The organism is Sphingopyxis sp., from assembly GCF_036675685.1.
Taxonomy (GTDB): Bacteria; Pseudomonadota; Alphaproteobacteria; order Sphingomonadales; family Sphingomonadaceae; genus Sphingopyxis.
In genome coordinates this window covers 45,803-61,661 of record NZ_JAKFEM010000007.1, presented here as the reverse complement: position 1 = coordinate 61,661, position 15,859 = coordinate 45,803, and the positions used below count along the sequence as shown (strand labels likewise).

General features: G+C 68.3%; 17 protein-coding genes. 9 read left to right on the top strand and 8 right to left on the bottom strand.

What is annotated here, in order from left to right:
- Positions 1–47 precede the first annotated feature (47 nt).
- The 3 genes from V6M50_RS04175 to V6M50_RS04165 are packed head-to-tail and all read left to right on the top strand — an operon-like array spanning position 48 to position 1,853.
- Positions 48–692 carry an SCO family protein gene (locus V6M50_RS04175; RefSeq protein WP_332817289.1) on the top strand — a complete coding sequence of 215 codons (645 nt, stop codon included), beginning with the start codon at positions 48–50 and terminating at the stop codon, positions 690–692.
- The gene (locus tag V6M50_RS04170) at positions 680–1,141 is read left to right on the top strand and encodes a YcgN family cysteine cluster protein (RefSeq protein WP_332817288.1); all 462 of its coding nucleotides are present in this window, start codon (positions 680–682) and stop codon (positions 1,139–1,141) included. The genes V6M50_RS04175 and V6M50_RS04170 overlap by 13 nt, the downstream gene beginning before the upstream one ends.
- Positions 1,122–1,853 carry a M48 family metallopeptidase gene (locus tag V6M50_RS04165; RefSeq protein ID WP_332817287.1) on the top strand — a complete coding sequence of 244 codons (732 nt, stop codon included), beginning with the start codon at positions 1,122–1,124 and terminating at the stop codon, positions 1,851–1,853. The genes V6M50_RS04170 and V6M50_RS04165 overlap by 20 nt, the downstream gene beginning before the upstream one ends.
- Before the next feature lie 17 nt (positions 1,854–1,870).
- Here V6M50_RS04165 and V6M50_RS04160 read toward each other — a convergent pair whose 3' ends face one another.
- The 5 genes from V6M50_RS04160 to V6M50_RS04140 form a co-directional block, all read right to left on the bottom strand.
- Positions 1,871–4,057: a transglycosylase domain-containing protein gene (locus tag V6M50_RS04160; protein WP_443030481.1), complete on the bottom strand. Its 2,187-nt coding sequence runs from the start codon at positions 4,055–4,057 to the stop codon at positions 1,871–1,873.
- A gap of 57 nt (positions 4,058–4,114) precedes the next feature.
- Positions 4,115–4,522, bottom strand: a complete 408-nt coding sequence (gene msrB / locus V6M50_RS04155; RefSeq protein ID WP_332817286.1) for a peptide-methionine (R)-S-oxide reductase MsrB — start codon at positions 4,520–4,522, stop codon at positions 4,115–4,117.
- A 96-nt stretch (positions 4,523–4,618) separates the two neighbouring features.
- Positions 4,619–5,722, bottom strand: a complete 1,104-nt coding sequence (locus V6M50_RS04150; protein ID WP_332817285.1) for an NAD(P)/FAD-dependent oxidoreductase — start codon at positions 5,720–5,722, stop codon at positions 4,619–4,621.
- The gene (locus V6M50_RS04145) at positions 5,719–6,435 is read right to left on the bottom strand and encodes a methyltransferase domain-containing protein (protein WP_332817284.1); all 717 of its coding nucleotides are present in this window, start codon (positions 6,433–6,435) and stop codon (positions 5,719–5,721) included. Before V6M50_RS04145 ends, V6M50_RS04150 begins: the two co-directional genes overlap by 4 nt.
- Positions 6,432–7,514, bottom strand: a complete 1,083-nt coding sequence (locus tag V6M50_RS04140; protein ID WP_332817283.1) for a type III polyketide synthase — start codon at positions 7,512–7,514, stop codon at positions 6,432–6,434. The genes V6M50_RS04145 and V6M50_RS04140 overlap by 4 nt, the downstream gene beginning before the upstream one ends.
- Positions 7,515–7,599: 85 nt before the next feature.
- Between V6M50_RS04140 and V6M50_RS04135 the strand changes: the two genes are divergently transcribed.
- Positions 7,600–8,112, top strand: coding sequence for a DUF4402 domain-containing protein (locus V6M50_RS04135; protein WP_332817282.1), 513 nt, complete (start codon positions 7,600–7,602; stop codon positions 8,110–8,112).
- Here the strand turns inward: V6M50_RS04135 and V6M50_RS04130 are convergent.
- Together V6M50_RS04130 and V6M50_RS04125 are read right to left on the bottom strand one after the other, a co-directional pair.
- The gene (locus tag V6M50_RS04130) at positions 8,106–8,735 is read right to left on the bottom strand and encodes a GyrI-like domain-containing protein (protein ID WP_332817281.1); all 630 of its coding nucleotides are present in this window, start codon (positions 8,733–8,735) and stop codon (positions 8,106–8,108) included. The two genes, V6M50_RS04135 and V6M50_RS04130, sit on opposite strands and share 7 nt — an antisense overlap.
- 32 nt (positions 8,736–8,767) lie before the next feature.
- Positions 8,768–9,430, bottom strand: a complete 663-nt coding sequence (locus V6M50_RS04125) for a YggS family pyridoxal phosphate-dependent enzyme (protein WP_332817280.1) — start codon at positions 9,428–9,430, stop codon at positions 8,768–8,770.
- Positions 9,431–9,486: 56 nt separating this feature from the next.
- On the opposite strand from V6M50_RS04125, the gene V6M50_RS04120 reads away from it, so the two are divergent.
- Positions 9,487–10,113: a thiamine phosphate synthase gene (locus V6M50_RS04120; protein ID WP_332817279.1), complete on the top strand. Its 627-nt coding sequence runs from the start codon at positions 9,487–9,489 to the stop codon at positions 10,111–10,113.
- Here the strand turns inward: V6M50_RS04120 and V6M50_RS04115 are convergent.
- Positions 10,086–10,748 carry a hypothetical protein gene (locus V6M50_RS04115; RefSeq protein WP_332817278.1) on the bottom strand — a complete coding sequence of 221 codons (663 nt, stop codon included), beginning with the start codon at positions 10,746–10,748 and terminating at the stop codon, positions 10,086–10,088. The two genes, V6M50_RS04120 and V6M50_RS04115, sit on opposite strands and share 28 nt — an antisense overlap.
- A gap of 329 nt (positions 10,749–11,077) precedes the next feature.
- Between V6M50_RS04115 and V6M50_RS04110 the strand changes: the two genes are divergently transcribed.
- Genes V6M50_RS04110 through holA form a run of 4 tightly spaced genes read left to right on the top strand, consistent with a single transcriptional unit; the run spans position 11,078 to position 15,745 of the window.
- On the top strand, positions 11,078–11,551 hold the full coding sequence (locus V6M50_RS04110) for a DUF3576 domain-containing protein (RefSeq protein ID WP_332817277.1): 474 nt from the start codon (positions 11,078–11,080) through the stop codon (positions 11,549–11,551).
- Between the two features lie 52 nt (positions 11,552–11,603).
- Positions 11,604–14,165, top strand: a complete 2,562-nt coding sequence (gene leuS / locus V6M50_RS04105; RefSeq protein WP_332817276.1) for a leucine--tRNA ligase — start codon at positions 11,604–11,606, stop codon at positions 14,163–14,165.
- A complete protein-coding gene (lptE, locus tag V6M50_RS04100) occupies positions 14,165–14,707 on the top strand; it encodes an LPS assembly lipoprotein LptE (protein ID WP_332817275.1) in 543 nt (180 codons plus the stop codon). Before leuS ends, lptE begins: the two co-directional genes overlap by 1 nt.
- A gap of 6 nt (positions 14,708–14,713) precedes the next feature.
- The gene (gene holA, locus V6M50_RS04095; RefSeq protein WP_332817274.1) at positions 14,714–15,745 is read left to right on the top strand and encodes a DNA polymerase III subunit delta; all 1,032 of its coding nucleotides are present in this window, start codon (positions 14,714–14,716) and stop codon (positions 15,743–15,745) included.
- Positions 15,746–15,859: the final 114 nt, after the last annotated feature.

The following is a 15,859-nucleotide window of genomic DNA, read 5'->3' as shown; positions in this document are numbered from 1 at the left end:
GACGAGAATGGTTGATTTTCGGCGGCTAGCCGACCAAGGCTGGCCGCATGATGAATATCGCAGATATGGGACAAAAGCTTGTCCGCGCAAGCCTGATCCTCTTTTTTGGTGCCGCCCTGGCAGGATGCAATGCCCCGGCCGACGCGCCGCCCGCCAAACCGCCGCTCGAAGGCGCGCGCATCGGCGGCCCCTTCACTCTCACCGACCAGAATGGCCAGACGGTCCGCGATACGGATTTCGCGGGGAAATACCGCCTCGTCTATTTCGGCTACAGCTTCTGCCCCGACATCTGCCCGGTCGACCTGCAAAAGCTGATGCGCGGGCTGTCGCAGTTCGAAAAGAGCGATGCCGCGCTCGGGGCAAAGGTCGCGCCGCTCTTCGTCACCGTCGATCCCGCGCGCGATACGCCCGCGGCGCTGAAGCCCTTTGTCGCGCGCTACCACCCGCGGCTGCTCGGCTTGACGGGAACGCCCGAACAGATTGCGGCGGTCGCCAAGGCCTATGTCGTCACCTATAACAAGGTCGATGGTTCGGCCCCCGATCGCTATCTGATGGCGCACAGCCAGCTCGCCTTCCTGATGGATCCGGTGGGCAAGCCGCTCGCGCTGCTGCCGCTCGACGATCCGTCGACCGATGCCGACGAAGGCGCGCCCGACAAGGTCGCCGCCGAGCTGGCGAAGTGGGTCAAGTGATAGCGGCAGGGGCGGCATCGGAGCGTCCCTTCTGGGAAGCGCCGCTTGCTAGCCTCGATGCCGGCCAGTGGGAGGCGCTGTGCGACGGCTGCGGCAAATGCTGCCTGCACAAGATCGAGGATGAGGACACGGGCCGCATCTATCCGACCAATGTCGCGTGCCGCCTGCTCGACCTCACGACCGCGCGCTGCGGCGATTACAAGCATCGCCGCCGCCATGTCCCCGACTGCCTGACGCTGACCAAGGCGAAGCTCGCCGACATCGAATGGCTGCCGCAAAGCTGCGCCTATCGCCTGCGCGCCGAGGGTGAGCCCTTGCCCGATTGGCATTATCTCGTCTGCGGCGACCGCGATGCCGTGCACCGCGCGGGCCAGTCGATCGCCGGCTGGACGGTTAGCGAGGATATTGCCGGGCCGCTGGAAAATCATCTTGTCGAACGCGTCGTCTGACTTCGCGCCCGACGGCCCGCATATCTGGGTCGGCGACGACGCCTGGCCGGTGCGCGTCGTCCAGCACGCCCAGTCGCGCCGCTACCGGCTCGTCTTCGACGGCGCGCGCGGCGAGCTTCGGCTGACGGTGCCGCGGCGTACCAATATGCGTGCCGCGCTCAAATGGGCGGGCGAGCAGCAGGCCTGGCTCGCCGAGCAGGTCGGCAAGGCGGCGCAGCCGGTGCTCGTCGGGCCCGGCGCGTCGGTGCCCTTCCGCGGCATCGACCGCCATATCGACTGGACGCCCACGGCGCCGCGCGCGATCGCGCTTGGCGATGATGCGCTGCGCGTCGGCGGCCCCGCCGAAAGCGTCGGGCGACGCATCGAACGCTGGCTGAAGGGGCAAGCGCTCGCGCTGATGGAGTGCGAGAGCCGTGAAATCGCGGCGGCGGCGGGCCTGTCGGTCGGCCGCGTCGGGGTCGGCGATCCGCGCAGCCGCTGGGGCAGCTGCGCCGCGAACGGCGACCTGCGCTACAGCTGGCGGCTGGTGATGGCGCCCGAGCATGTCCGGCGTGCGACGGTGGCGCACGAGGTCGCGCATCTTCGGCATATGGACCATGGCCCCGCCTTCCACGCGCTGGTCGACGAACTGCACGACGGCGATGTCGCGGCGGCGCGCGGCTGGCTGCGCCGCGAAGGGCGCGGGCTCCACCGCTACCGCTTCGCGGGCTGAACCGCGATTGTCCTGCGCTAGTTGAAACTGTCCGGCTGGGTTCGCGCCGGCGGCGTTTTCACGACCGGCGGCGCGGCCTTCGGGGGTGCGGGCGCCTTGGGCTGGCCGCCATTTTTCGGTACGCCATTGTCCCCTGGACCGCGGCGCCCGGTCTGCTCCTCGATCCATTGCTGGTCCAGCACCGGGCCGTCCTCGGGCGGTGGCGGCGGTGCATCGGCGTCGGGAACCGGCGCCGTCGCGGGCAGCTCGATCGGCATGCCATTTTCGTCGACCAACCCGCCTTCGCCGGGCTCGCCCATATAGGCATCGCCTTCGTCTTCGAGCTGCCATTCGGGCAACACGACCTCGGTATCGAACGCCTCGACCGGTCGCCGCGCGACCGCGACACGCATATAATCGGCAAAGGCCTTGGCGGGGGCGCGGCCGCCTTGCAGCCCGCCGACGGCGCGCGCATCGTCGCGGCCCATCCAGACGCCCGTCGTCAACCCGCTCGAAAAGCCGAGAAACCAGCCGTCCTTGTTGCTCGACGTCGTCCCCGTCTTGCCCGCGACGGGGCGGCCGATCTGCGCCGCCTTGCCGGTGCCCGTGTTGACCGCGGTCTGGAGCAGGTCGGTGATCCCCGCGGCGACCCAATTGTCGACGAGCACCTGGCCGCGTTCGGCGGGGCGCTGATAGAGCAAGCGGCCGTCGGCGGTCGTGACCTTGGTGATGCCATAGGGCTGCACCGACACGCCGCCGCGCGACACCGCGGCAAAGGCGGCGGTCATGTCGATCACGCGCACCTCGGCGCTACCGAGCACCATCGACGGGTGGGTGTTGACCGGCGTCGTGATCCCGAAACGGCGCGCCATATTGGCGACCGAGGAAAAGCCAACTTCGTCGCCGAGCTTTGCCGCGACGGTGTTGACCGAATAGGCAAAGGCGGTGCGCACGCTGATCGGACCCGAAAAGCGCCCCGACGAGTTGCGTGGTGACCAGCCGTTGATCGTCACCGGCTCGTCGACGACCTGGTCGTCGACCTTATACCCCGCCTCGAGCGCGGCCATATAGACGAACAGCTTCCACGCCGACCCCGGCTGGCGCAGCGCCTGCGTCGCACGGTTATAGTTCGATGCGACATAGTCGGTGCCGCCGACCATCGCGCGCACCGCGCCGTCGCGATCGACCGATACCAGCGCACCCTGCACGCCCTTCGGCGTGTTGGCCTGGATCGATGCGGTCGCCGCGCGCTGCATGCCCAGGTCGATCGTCGTATAGACGTCTAATGCTTCGCTGCCCTCGTCGATCAGCATGTCGAGCTGCGGCAGGGCCCAGTCGCTGAAATAGCGCGCGCTGTTCTGCCCCGTTTCCTGCGCCAGCTGGACGTCGGCGGGCTTGGCGCTGTCGGCCTGCGCCCGGGTGATCACCCCGGCGTCGACCATGACGTTCAGCACGACGCCGGCGCGGCCGAGCGCGGCGGTCGCGTCGGCGGTCGGCGAATAGCGCGACGGCGCCTTGACCAGCCCCGCGACCACCGCAGCCTCGGACAGCGACATTTCGGTCGCGCTATGCCCAAAAAAGCGGCGGGATGCGGCGTCGATGCCATAGCTGCCGCCGCCGAAATAGACCTTGTTCAGATAGAGTTCGAGGATCTCGTCCTTCGAGAATTTCCATTCGAGCGCCAGCGCGAGGATCATCTCGCGCGCCTTGCGGCGGAAATCATAGCTGTTCGACAGGAAGACGTTGCGCGCGAGCTGCTGGGTGATCGTCGATGCGCCCTGCAGGCGCCGGCCGCTGCCGCGATTCTGGACCGCGACCGCCGCGGCGCGCGCCATCCCGACGGGGTCGAGCCCCGGGTGATAGCGAAAGCGCCGGTCCTCGACCGCGACCATCGCGTCCTGCATCACCTGCGGGGTTTCCCTGAGCGTCAGCCAGCGGCCGTAATTGGGGCCGATCGACAGGAAGACGGTGCCATCGGCGGCGCGGACGCGGATCGTCTGCCCGGCGGGCGATTTCTTGAGCTCCTCGAAGCTCGGCATGCGCTGCACCGCGATGCCGACCGCGACCGCCAACGCGACGAGGCCGACGACCGCAAGCCCGAGGCCCCAGCGGAAAATCCGCCGGACCCAGATGCGGAAACGGGACGGCGTGCCGCCGGGCGTGCCGTTCCGCTTGCTGGACGATGACGATCTATTCGACGATGCCTGCTGTCTCTCGCGGCGCAAAGCCTGTATTCCTTCCCTCGCTTCGCCCCTGATGCGTCAGCGCCCTGCGAGGATGGTTCAGCCTTCGCCGGCCTTCGCCTCATCCGGCGAGCGACCTTCGAAGTCAAGCGCCGCGCTGTTGATGCAATAGCGCAGGCCCGTGGGCCCGGGGCCGTCGGGGAAGACATGGCCGAGATGGCCTTCGCACTTCGCGCAGCGCACTTCGGTGCGGACCATGCCGTGGCTGGTGTCGGTCAGTTCCTTGACCACGCCGCCCTCGGCCGGGGCCGTATAGCTCGGCCAGCCCGACCCGCTGTCGAACTTGGTACGGCTGTCGAACAAAGGTTCGCCGCATCCGGCGCAGCGGTACAGGCCGTCGCCCTTATGGTCGGTATATTTGCCGGTGAAGGCGCGTTCGGTGCCGCCTTCGCGCAGCACATGGTGCGCCATCGGATCGAGGTCCTTGCGGGTTTTCGGATCGGTCATGATGGAGTTTCTCCGTGGGGGCAGGCCGATGGTCGGCAGCGCCGCTATTGCCCATAATATCGGACCGAAGCCGTCGTGCTGCAAGGGGGCCGCTGCTCAGTCGCCCCGGATACGCGTCGCGTGCATCGCCCAGCGTACCAGCGGCGGAACGCATGACGCCAACAGCGTCAATCCGCCCGCGGTGCGCGGGTTTTCGCCCGCGCGCCAGACGAGGTTGGCGATCGCAAAGGGGCGCGCCATGCGCGCGGCGAGCTGCCCTTGAAAGGCAGGGGCCGCGCCCGCGCCACCGTGACGCCACGCCGCCACCGCGGCATCGGCGCTGGCGAAGGCCAGCCCGATGCCCTCGCCCGCAAGGCTCGGGATCACGCCCGCCTGGTCACCGAGCCGGAACAGGCCGGGGACGCTATCCGCCGCGTGCCAGCCATAGGGAACATGCCCGATCGCGTCGACGTCGCGCGACCAGTCGGCAAACGCCAGCCGCTCGCCAAGCTGTGGGTGCGCGTCGGCGAGTGCGTGCAGCAATGCCGCGGGTTCGCCGCCCGCTTCGTCGAGGCGCGACTTGTGCACGGCGAGGCATAGGTTGGCGCTGCCGTCCTCCTGCCGCACCAGCCCCGCATAGCCGCGGTCGAACAGGTGGAGCTCGACCGCATCGCCGACCAGCCGGTCGAGCGTGGCATGCCCGGGCAGCCGCAATCGCAGGCCCATCACCGGGTCGGCGCGCTGCCATGGCGCAGGCTCGCGGGGAAAGCCGCGAAAGCCGTGTTTGCCTGCGGCGAGGAAAAGCGCGGGCGCCGATAGGACAGCACCATCACGCGTCTGCACGCTGCCGCCCTCGATCGCGGTCGTATGAACGCCGCGTTCGAGCGCCGCGCCCGCCTTTTCGGCCGTCGCCTGCAACGCACTGTCGAGCCGCCGCCGCGATACGCCCATCGCGCGCGCCGGCAGCGCGGTTTCGCTGCTCCGCCGACCGGCAAACAGCCGCACGCGCGTAACGTCCTGCCCGCCCAGCGCCGCGCGGTCGATGCCGAGCTTTTCGAGTCGTGCGAGCGAGCGCCAGCTCAGGAATCCGCCACACAGCGCATCGCCCGTCTCGCGCGCGCGCTCGAGCAGCAGCGTCTTCGTCCCCGCACGGACAAGGCCGATCGCCGCCGCGGCCCCCGCGGGTCCGGCGCCGATGACGATCGCTTGCGGGTCGGTCACCGGATCCGCTCGACGCACAACCGGTAGGGAAAGCTGCGGAAGATACGGCAGGTGTCGGCGCTATCGGGAAGCGCCGCAGCCAGCATCGCCTGCCATTCGGCGCGGCGGAAACTGCGCCCGACCGACAATTGCCCGTCGCGGCGAACGATCGGATCGACCCACGCCAGCGTGGCAAGCAGCGGATAGCCGGCAAAAGGCAAGCGCTGGCGGTGGAGGTCGTTGACCAGCCAGCCGCGCGCGCTCTCGGCCTCCATGAAACGCAGGAAATTGGTGCGCTGGGCGGGCGTCATATGGTGGGTGACGAGGCTGGACAGGATGATGTCCCACCCCTGCCCCGCCAGGTCCTGATAATCGCCGGTGGTCAGCCGCGCCTGACCGCCGAGCCGCGCTTCGGCGACCGCCGCGCTCTTGGGGTTGAGATCGACCCCGGCGAGATTGAGCGCGACGCCATGCTTCCTTCCCCAACGCGCGATCCGCGCGAGCATGTCGCCGCTGCCGAACCCGACATCGAGGATGCGCCATGGCCGCGTGTCGTTCCCGGCGCGCGCGCGCACCCGCTCCAGAAAGCCCAGCGTCGGCCGCGCGGCGAGCGTCAGGCCGTTGATCCGCGACAGGTCGGCGAGTATGTGCGCATAGCGCGCGGGCGCCAGCTCGGCGGCATCCATCTCCTCCTCCGCCTCGATCGGCACGCGAAGGCTGGCGAAGGGGTTCATGACGCGGTGAAACGGATCGCTTCGGCAGCGAGGCCGGGGCCAAAGGCGATCGCGATCCCCTCGCCCGTCGCACCGCGTGCCATCATGTCGGCGAGCACGAACAAGATCGTCGCCGACGACATATTGCCGAAGCGTGCGAGCACCGCGCGGCTCTCGGCGAGTGCGTCCGGGGGAACGTCCAGCGCATGTTCGACGGCATCGAGCACCGAGCGGCCGCCGGCGTGGACCGCGAGCAGCGGCGGCGCGCCGGCTTTGCCGAACAGCGCGCGCTGCACGCTGGGGTCGGCCAGTGCCTCGCGCAGCCGTCCCGGCACTTCACCCGACAATATCATCTCGAAACCCTTGTCGCCGATGTCCCAGCGGATCAGGTCGTCGCTGTCTTCGAGCGCGAGGCTCGCCCCCTCGCCGAGTTCGAGGCCGACCGCTTTGGCCGACACGATCCCGGCCGCGGCGCCGTCGCTGAACTGCAGCATCGCGAGCAGTGGCTCGGGCTGGTCGGCCAGGCTGAGATGCAGCGTCGACAGTTCGACGCTCACCACCAGCACCACCGCGTCGGGCTCCGACCGCACGATATGCCGCGCGGTGCGCAGCGCGGTGACCCCGGCATAACAGCCCATGAAGCCGATCAGCACGCGCTCGACTGCCCGTGACAGCCCCAGCCGCCGCGCGAGGATCTGGTCGATTCCCGGCGCGACGAAGCCGGTACAGCTCGCGACGACGATATGGGTGACGCGCGCCGGATCGAACGCGTCGCCGAGCTTTGCGATCGCCTGCATCGCCAGATCGGGCGCATGCTCCGCATAGGCGCGCATGCGGACCGAGGTCGGCGGCAGGCCCGGGACGTCGTAGAATCCGCCCGCCGCGACCGGCGATCCGCCGCTTGCCGTGGGCGGCAGCACCGACCAGCGATGGTCGATCCCCGACCGCGCGGTCATCCGCGAAAAGATCGCGCGCACGCGTCCGTCGGCGAGGCGCGGGATCGCCCAGTCGATAAAGGCGGCATGAATATCGTGCCCCGGCACCGCGGTGGCGAGGGCGTTCAGCCGGGGGGACGGCGGGGGTGTGGTCATCGCGCACATGTGGCCGAAAAGCGGGAAACTGGCCAGCGATTAGCGCCGCGCCCGCTTTACCGCGGATTAACCACGGGGGGCTATGGCTACAGGCGTGAAACTGCGTCTTTTCCTTGGCTTTGCGCTGGCTTTCGCCGGCGCGCCCTCCGCGGCGGCGCAGTGCATGCTTTGCGCGCAGGACAAGGCGGCGGGCACCATTGTGCGCAAGGCCGAGGTGCCGCTGCGCGTCGATGTCGAAACCCAGCTCGATATGGGCCGCGTCGCGGTCGGCGCGATGGGCGGCGAGGTCGAGGTCGACCCGGTATCGGGCGCGCGCCGCGTGCGCGGCGACGTCGTCGACCTCGGCGGCTTCGCGCTCACCGGCGTCGTTACGGTGCGCGGCGAACCCGGCGCCGAAGTGCGCGTCATCCTGCCGGCGACGGTCGACCTCGAGGGCGGCTATGGCCGCACCGCGCGCGTGACCGGTCTCGTCACCGACCTCTCGGCCGCGCCGCGCCTCGGCGCCGACGGCCGCCTCCAGTTCCGCTTCGGCGGCCGGCTCCAGATCGCCGGCCTCGACGACGGCGACTATCGCGGGCGGATCCCGGTGACGGTGGAGTATCAGTGAGGCGGGGATGAAGCCCGCGACCGCACGGGCTGGCGGATGACGGTCTTGAGCTTTTCGGGCAATGTCTTGCGGGGGTCGCTGAGATACACCTCATGGTGGCGGCCGGCAAAGTCGTACCCGCCCGATGGCATTATGTCGCTGTGCAGCGACGCGAGCAGGGGTCCTTCGTTGTCATAGCTGCCGAGGTGCAGGGCCTGGAGGCACAGCCCTTCTTCCAGCGATTCCAGCCTCAGGCTTTCGGACAGGGTGCCAAGCTTCTCGCGTGCTCTGGTCCTGGCGGCAAGGAATGTTTCTTCGTTCACATGGTCGGGCACCATGATCATCATGGTCCAGTCCCACTCGTCCTTGCGCCGTGCCGTGAAACTCTCGGGGTCCGGGGCCGACCAAAGCCCCTCCAGCGGCGCCACGACGAAATCTTCACCCTGGGTCTTGCAGGAGAATTTTATCGTATAGGCGGTCGCGTACAGGCTCTCGACGGCGCGCTTATATTCGGAAGCTATATTCGGGTCGCCATGTCCATCGACCATCAGGTACGAAACTTGCGGCACCATGATTGGCGCGAACCGGTTGTGAGAAGCGGTGAACAGCGCCTTGCGGGTCTTTTTGAGGTCCAGCTTTTCCAATGGGTTCCTCCCTTATCCCGTCGACGGTGCAACTAAGCTCGTGTCCCGAACAGCGCGGTCCCAACCCGCACATGCGTCGCGCCCAGCATCACCGCCGTCTCATAATCGCCGCTCATCCCCATCGATCGCAGCGGCAGCCCGTTGCGTTCGGCGAGTTCGTCGAGCAGCGCGAAATAGGGCGCGGGTTCGATGTCGGCGGGGGGGATCGCCATCAGGCCCTCGATCGTGAGCCCGGCGGCCTTCGCTTCGGCGAGCAGCGCAGGGAGATCCGCGACCGCGCAGCCGCCCTTTTGCTCTTCGTCGCCGATATTGACCTGGACGAACAGCTGCAGTTGTTTGCCCGCCTTTTGACAAGCTTTCGCGACGGCTTGAACGAGCGAGCTGCGGTCGAGCGAATGGATCGCATCGAACAGCGCCACCGCTTCGTCGGCCTTGTTCGATTGCAGCTGGCCGATCAGGTGGAGCACAACATCGGGCGTCTCGGCGCGCAGCTCGGGCCATTTCGCCGCGGCTTCCTGCACGCGGTTCTCGCCGAAATGGCGCTGGCCCGTGGCGATCAGCGGACGGATCGTGGCCGCATCATGGGTCTTCGATACCGCGATCAGGCAAATATCCTTGGCCCGCCGCCGCGCGCGCGCCGCCGCGCCCGCGATATTCGCCTGCACTTCGGCCAGTCGCTCTGCTGCTTCGCTCATCCTGTCGTCCGATCCCACGCGTTGCACCCTGTCGGCACGCGCCTATAGAAAGGCCGATGGTCCGACGCCACCCCCCGCCCTCCAAATTGCCAAGCATCTGGCTGTTCAGCGACGAACGGCTTGCCATCGGTGTCGCCGGGCTCGCGGCGCTGCTGCCGCCCGGCAGCGGCATCGTCCTGCGCCACGACAGCCTTGCGCCGCGCGCGCGCTGGCGCCTGCTACGGCGGCTGATCCGTATCGCGCGGGCGCGGCAGCTTACCGTGATGCTCGCCGGAACGCCCGATACGGCGCGGCGTTGGGGCGCCGACGGCGTCCATCTTCGTCAGCGTGGCGCGAGCCGCGCGGCGCAGGCGCATCGGCTTGGCCTGCTGGCGACGCTGCCGGTCCATGACGCGCGCGAGGCGCGCCGCGCCCGCCGCGCCGGAGCCGATGGCGTTTTCATCTCCCCGCTTCACCCGACCCGCTCGCACCCCGGCGCGCCGGCGCTCGGCCGCGCGGCGTGGCTGCGGCTGGCGCGGCTCGCGGGCGGGCAGGTGATCGCGCTCGGCGGGATGACCGCGGCGCGCGCGCGCGCGCTAAACCGCGCGAGCGGACTGGGGCCCGGTTGGGCGGCGATCGATGCGTGGGAAGAAAAGGCGACGAAGCGCCGGAAACGTCAGAAGCGGAATGCCGTCCCGACATAGACCGCCTGGCTGTCGCGCCGCGAATCGGTCAGCGGTTCGACGCGGTCGTCGGCACGATAGCGAACGCCGGCGGTGACATCGATATTCTTGGTCAGGCGATAGCTGCTGACGACATCGACCGCGGCCGCTTCGCCGGGCGCGGTGACGCGGTCGGTCGCGCCGCTGGGGTCGCTCGGCCGGTTGAGCATCCGCGTTGCAAAGCGCGACTTCTTTTCATCCTGTTCGGGCGCCTTGGCGATCGGCAGATTGCGAAGATCGGTGCCGCGCGGCAGCGCCGGGGTGACGAATTTCTCGAAGCCGACCGAGGCGCCCAGATTATAGGCGACCGGCGTGATCGCGATCGGCGCGGTACGGCCGGCGGCTAGCGCTGACGTCCGTGCGGCGCTCGATGCGTCGTCGCGGGCGCGAATCACGACGGTGATCGCGCGGTTCTTGCGGCTTTCGTCGGTCAGCGCGGGCGTAAAGCTGAAGCTGCTGCGCTGTTCGGCCGACATTTTGGCATAGCGCGCGATCAGGCGCGGATCGCCAGAGGCAGGCGTGAACTGGCCAAGCAGGGTTTCGGAAAGCGCGGTGTCGCGGATACGGTCGGCACGCGACATCGCCGCGAGCGCCGGAGGCAGGGCAAGCGAAACCACCGCCAAAGCGGTGAGACTTGCTTTCCAAAAATGTCGCGATGTCCGCGCCATTGCTCTGCGACTCCAACCCCAATAGACTCAGGAGATAGGGCCCCCACCACGATATTGCCAGTGAATCCCGTCAATTTATCGCATCGATCCCGCTTTTCGCCGATATTGTTGCGCGATCACCACAGTGGGGATGCAGTCTGACCAGAATCTGAACCGCGGCAAAGCCGAAATTGCCGCGCTTGCCGGACGGCGGCAAGGGCGATAGAGACGCTGGCAATTCCGTTATGCGCGGCCCGGTTTTGCGATCCGGCGGTGCCCAAAGATAAGGTGTTTTCGGCATGTCCAAGCTTTCCGTCCCTGCCAAGCTCGGCGTCACGCTCGCTCGCCGCCCGGCCGCGTTCGCGCTGCTCGGGCTCGCGGCGCTCGGCCTTTCGGCCTGCGCCAGCAAGGACCGGCCGCGCGCCGACCTCGCCGCGTCGCAGGTGACGACGATCGGCGTGAACAGCTATTTGTGGCGCGCGTCGCTCGATGCGCTGTCGTTCATGCCGCTGCTCCAGGCCGATTCGTCGGGCGGCGTCATCATCACCGACTGGTATGCGAACCCGGGCAATCCGGGCGAGCGGATGAAGGTGACGGTGTCGATCCTCGACCGCGACCTGCGCGCCGATGCGCTTCGCGTCGCGGCGTCGCGCCAGGTCGCGCAGGGCGGCGCCTGGGTCGACGCGCCGGTTCAGGCGGCGACGGTGCAGAAGCTCGAGGAAATCATCCTCACCCGCGCCCGCGACCTGCGCCGCTCGGCAATCAAGGGCTAATCCGGCGGCGCGGCTCCGCGCCAGTTAGACAGACAAACGGGGTAACCGACGAATGACCCGCGAAACGCGCTTTGGCGCTTTGGCTGCCGATGCTCGCTGGCAAGCGGCGTGGGAGGCGGCGAACAGCTTTGCCACGACCGACGGCGCCGACGCCGACGGTGGCCGGCCCAAGGCCTATATCCTCGAGATGTTCCCCTATCCGTCGGGGCGCATCCATATGGGGCATGTCCGCAACTATGCGATGGGCGACGTCCTCGCGCGCTTCAAGAAAATGACCGGCCACGACGTCCTCCACCCGATGGGCTGGGACGCGTTCGGCATGCCCGCCGAGAATGCGGCGATGGAAAAGGGCGTGCACCCCGGCGGCTGGACGCGCGACAATATCGCGTCGATGCGCGGTCAGTTGAAGCGTCTTGGCCTGTCGATCGACTGGAGCCGCGAACTCGCGACGTGCGAGCCCGATTATTATGGGCAGGAACAGGCGCTGTTCCTCGACCTGTTCGCCGCGGGGCTCGTCACGCGCAAGCACAGCTACGTCAACTGGGACCCGGTCGACATGACCGTGCTCGCCAACGAGCAGGTGATCGACGGCCGCGGCTGGCGCTCGGGCGCGCTCGTCGAAAAGAAAAAACTGTCGCAGTGGTTCCTGAAGATCACCGACTTTGCCGAGGAATTGCTCGAAGGCCTGGGCAGTCTCGACAGCTGGCCCGACAAGGTGCGGCTGATGCAGGAAAACTGGATCGGCAAGTCGCAGGGGCTCGAATTCTCGTTCAAGCTCGCGGGCGGCGCGGTTGGCTTCGACGTCTTCACGACGCGCCCCGACACCTTGTTCGGGGCGAGCTTTGCGGCGATCTCGCCCGACCATCCGCTCGCCGAACGGCTGGCGAAGGATTCGCCCGAACTCACCGCGTTCATCGCCGAATGCCGCCGTCAGGGCACGTCGGCCGAACAGCTCGAGACCGCCGAGAAGCTCGGTTTCGATACCGGCCTGTCGGTCGAGCATCCGCTCGATCCGAACTGGCATATGCCCGTCTGGGTCGTGAATTATGTGCTGATGGACTATGGCACCGGCGCGATTTTCGGCTGTCCCGCGCACGACCAGCGCGACCTCGACCTTGCGCATAAATATGGGCTGCAGGTCCACCGCGTCATCGCCGATGGTGACGAAACCGCGCAGCATTTCACCGGCGACGAGGCGTACACCGGCCCTGGCAAGCTGGTGAACAGCCACTTCCTCGACGGCATGAGCATCGACGAGGCGAAGGCCGCCGTCATCACGCGCGCCGAGCACGAGGGCTGGGGCAAGGGCACGACCGTGTGGCGCCTGCGCGACTGGGGCGTCTCGCGCCAGCGCTATTGGGGCACCCCGATCCCCTTCATCCACTGCGATGCGTGCGGCACCGTGCCGGTTCCCAAGGGCCAGCTTCCCGTCATACTGCCCGAGGATGTCGATTTCTCGGTCCCCGGCAATCCGCTCGACCGCCACCCGACGTGGAAGCATGTCGCGTGCCCGTCGTGCGGCGGCGCCGCGCAACGCGAAACCGACACGCTCGACACTTTCGTCGATTCCAGCTGGTATTTCCTGCGTTTCGCCAGCTCGCCCGCGGACAAGCCCTTCGATCCCGAGGTGATCCGCCGCTGGCTGCCCGTCGACCAATATATCGGCGGCATCGAGCATGCGATCCTCCATCTGCTCTACGCGCGCTTCTGGACACGCGCGCTCAAGAAGATGGGGATGATCGACATCGCCGAGCCCTTCGCGAGCCTGTTCACGCAGGGCATGGTGACGCACGAAACCTACAGCCGCGACCAGGGCGAAGGCCTGCCGCCGCTCTATTTCACCCCCGACGAGATCGAACGCACGTCGGAGGGCGCCACGTTGACCGCCGATGCCGCGCCGGTACAGATCGGCCGCGTGATCAAGATGTCGAAGTCGAAGAAGAATGTCGTCGATCCCGACGCCATCCTCGACCAGTACGGCGCCGACGCAGTGCGCTGGTTCATGCTCTCCGACAGCCCGCCCGAGCGCGACCTGCCGTGGAGCGAGGCCGGGATCGAGGGCGCGTGGCGCTTCGTCCAGCGCCTGTGGCGTCTGTTCGGCGACACCGAAAATGTCGGCGACGGCGGCGAGGACCTGGCCCTCGCGCGCAAGCTGCACCAGGCGATCGCCGGGGTTGCGACCGACATCGAAGCCTTGGGCTTCAACAAGGCGGTGGCGAAAATCCACGCGCTCGCCAACGAGATCGAGAAAGCGAAGCCCTCGGCCACGCGCGCCGAGGCGTGTCGCACCCTGATCTTCCTCGTCGCGCCGATGATGCCGCACCTCGCCGAAGAGGCGTGGGCGGCGCTTCCTGAATCGCAGCGCATCACCGCGATGGTCGCCGATGCCGCGTGGCCCGCCGCCGATCCGGCACTGCTCGTCGATGACGAGGTGACAATCGCGATCCAGATGGCGGGTAAGCTCCGCGACACGATGACGCTCGCCAAAGGCCTCGATAAAGACACGGTGGAAGCCGCGGCGCTCGCGCGCCCGCGCATCGCCGAGCTGCTCGCCGGCGCCGCGCCGAAGAAGGTGATTGTGGTCCCCGACCGTTTGGTGAATATCGTTCCCTGATGCGCAATGTCCTGACCTCTTGCCTTGTCGCCGCTTCGCTGCTCGTCGGCGGCTGCGGTCTCCGTCCTTTGTACGCGAACGGCAGCAAGGGGGCGGTCGCGACGGTGCTCGCGGACGTCGATGTGGCCGCGATCGAGGGGCATTCGGGCTGGCTCGTCCGCAACGCGCTGCGCGACCGGCTCCAGGCGACGCAGGGCGGGCGGGGCGCGGGCAAGCGGCTGCGGCTCGACGTGCGGCTCGAGGATAGTATCACCGGCTTCGGCGTCCGTGCCGACGATGCGGTGACGCGCGAGCGGCGGACCTTGCGCGCGCGCTACCAGCTCGTCGACGCCGCGACCGGTGAGGTATTGCTCGACGCGACCGCGGCGCAGGACGCCGGGATCGACGTCGTCGGCAGCGAATATGCGACGATCGCCGCCGAATCATCGGCGCTCGAACGGCTCGCCTCGGGGGTCGCCGACCAGATCGTCACCCGGCTCGCGGTCTTTGCGAACCGCGGCGGCGGCCAGACGCCTGCGACGACGCCCGCGCCGACTCCCTGAGCGGCAATGAAAACGGTCAAGCCCGCCGACCTCGAACGCCAGTCGCGCCTCGACCCCGCACTTCGTTTCACCCTGCTCACCGGCCCCGACGAAGCGACGATGGAAGCCGTCGCGGGCTACCTCGTCGCGCTGGCGGGCAAGGATGCCGAGCGGCTCGACCTTTCGGGAACGCAGCTGTCGCAGGATCCGTCGCTGCTCGCTGCCGAGGCCGCGTCGATGTCGCTCTTTTCGGCGAGCCGTGTGATCCGGCTCGAAATCGGCGGCAGCGGCGACGACAGCCTCGCGGCGGTCGAGGCGCTGCTCGCCGCCGAAACCGCGATCAACCCGGTGATCGCAACCGGCGCGTCGGTCACCGCCAAGTCGAAACTCGTCAAGCTGGTCGAAGGCTCGAACCATGCCGTCGCTGCGATCTGTTACCAGCCCGACCGCCGCGCGCTCGTCGGTATCGCGATGGCGGCGGCGCAGGAGCAGGGGCTGCGGCTTGCCAATGCCGAGGCACAGCTGCTCATCGATCTGGTGTCGGGCGATCAGGCGCTGATGCGGCGCGAGATCGAGAAGATGGCGCTCTATCTCGATGCGGGTTCGGACCGCCAGCGGCAGGTGACCGCCACCGACATCGCCGCATTGGGCGCCGCGACGCACGAAGAGGATGTCAGCGAGTGCATCAATGTCGCACTCGGCGGCAAGGTGCGCGACCTTCCCGCGATGCTCGCGAAAGCGACAGCGGTCGGGGTCGCCGAAATCCGTATCATCCGCGCGCTCGCGATCCGCGCGATGGCGCTGGCGCGACTGCGGGCCGAGGTCGACGGCGGCGCGCACCCCGCAACGGTGGTGGCGGCACGCACCAGCGGGATTTTCTGGAAGGAACGCGACGCGGTGACGGCGCAGCTCCACATCTGGGATTCGGTACGCATCGCGCGCCTGATGAGCCGGTTGCTCGACTGCGAGCGCGCGCTCAAATCCTCGGGCACCGCGGGCGGCGTATTGTTCCGCAAGCTGATAACCGACATCGCGCACCAGGCCGCGCGGGCGCGATAAGCGCAGGCAGCTTCTTACCCCAAAGCGGACTTCATCAACGCACCCAAAGAAAAGGGTCTGCCGCAACAGTGCCCGGTCGCGGCAGACCCTCCTGCTCCCTCCCCAAAGCGGGGA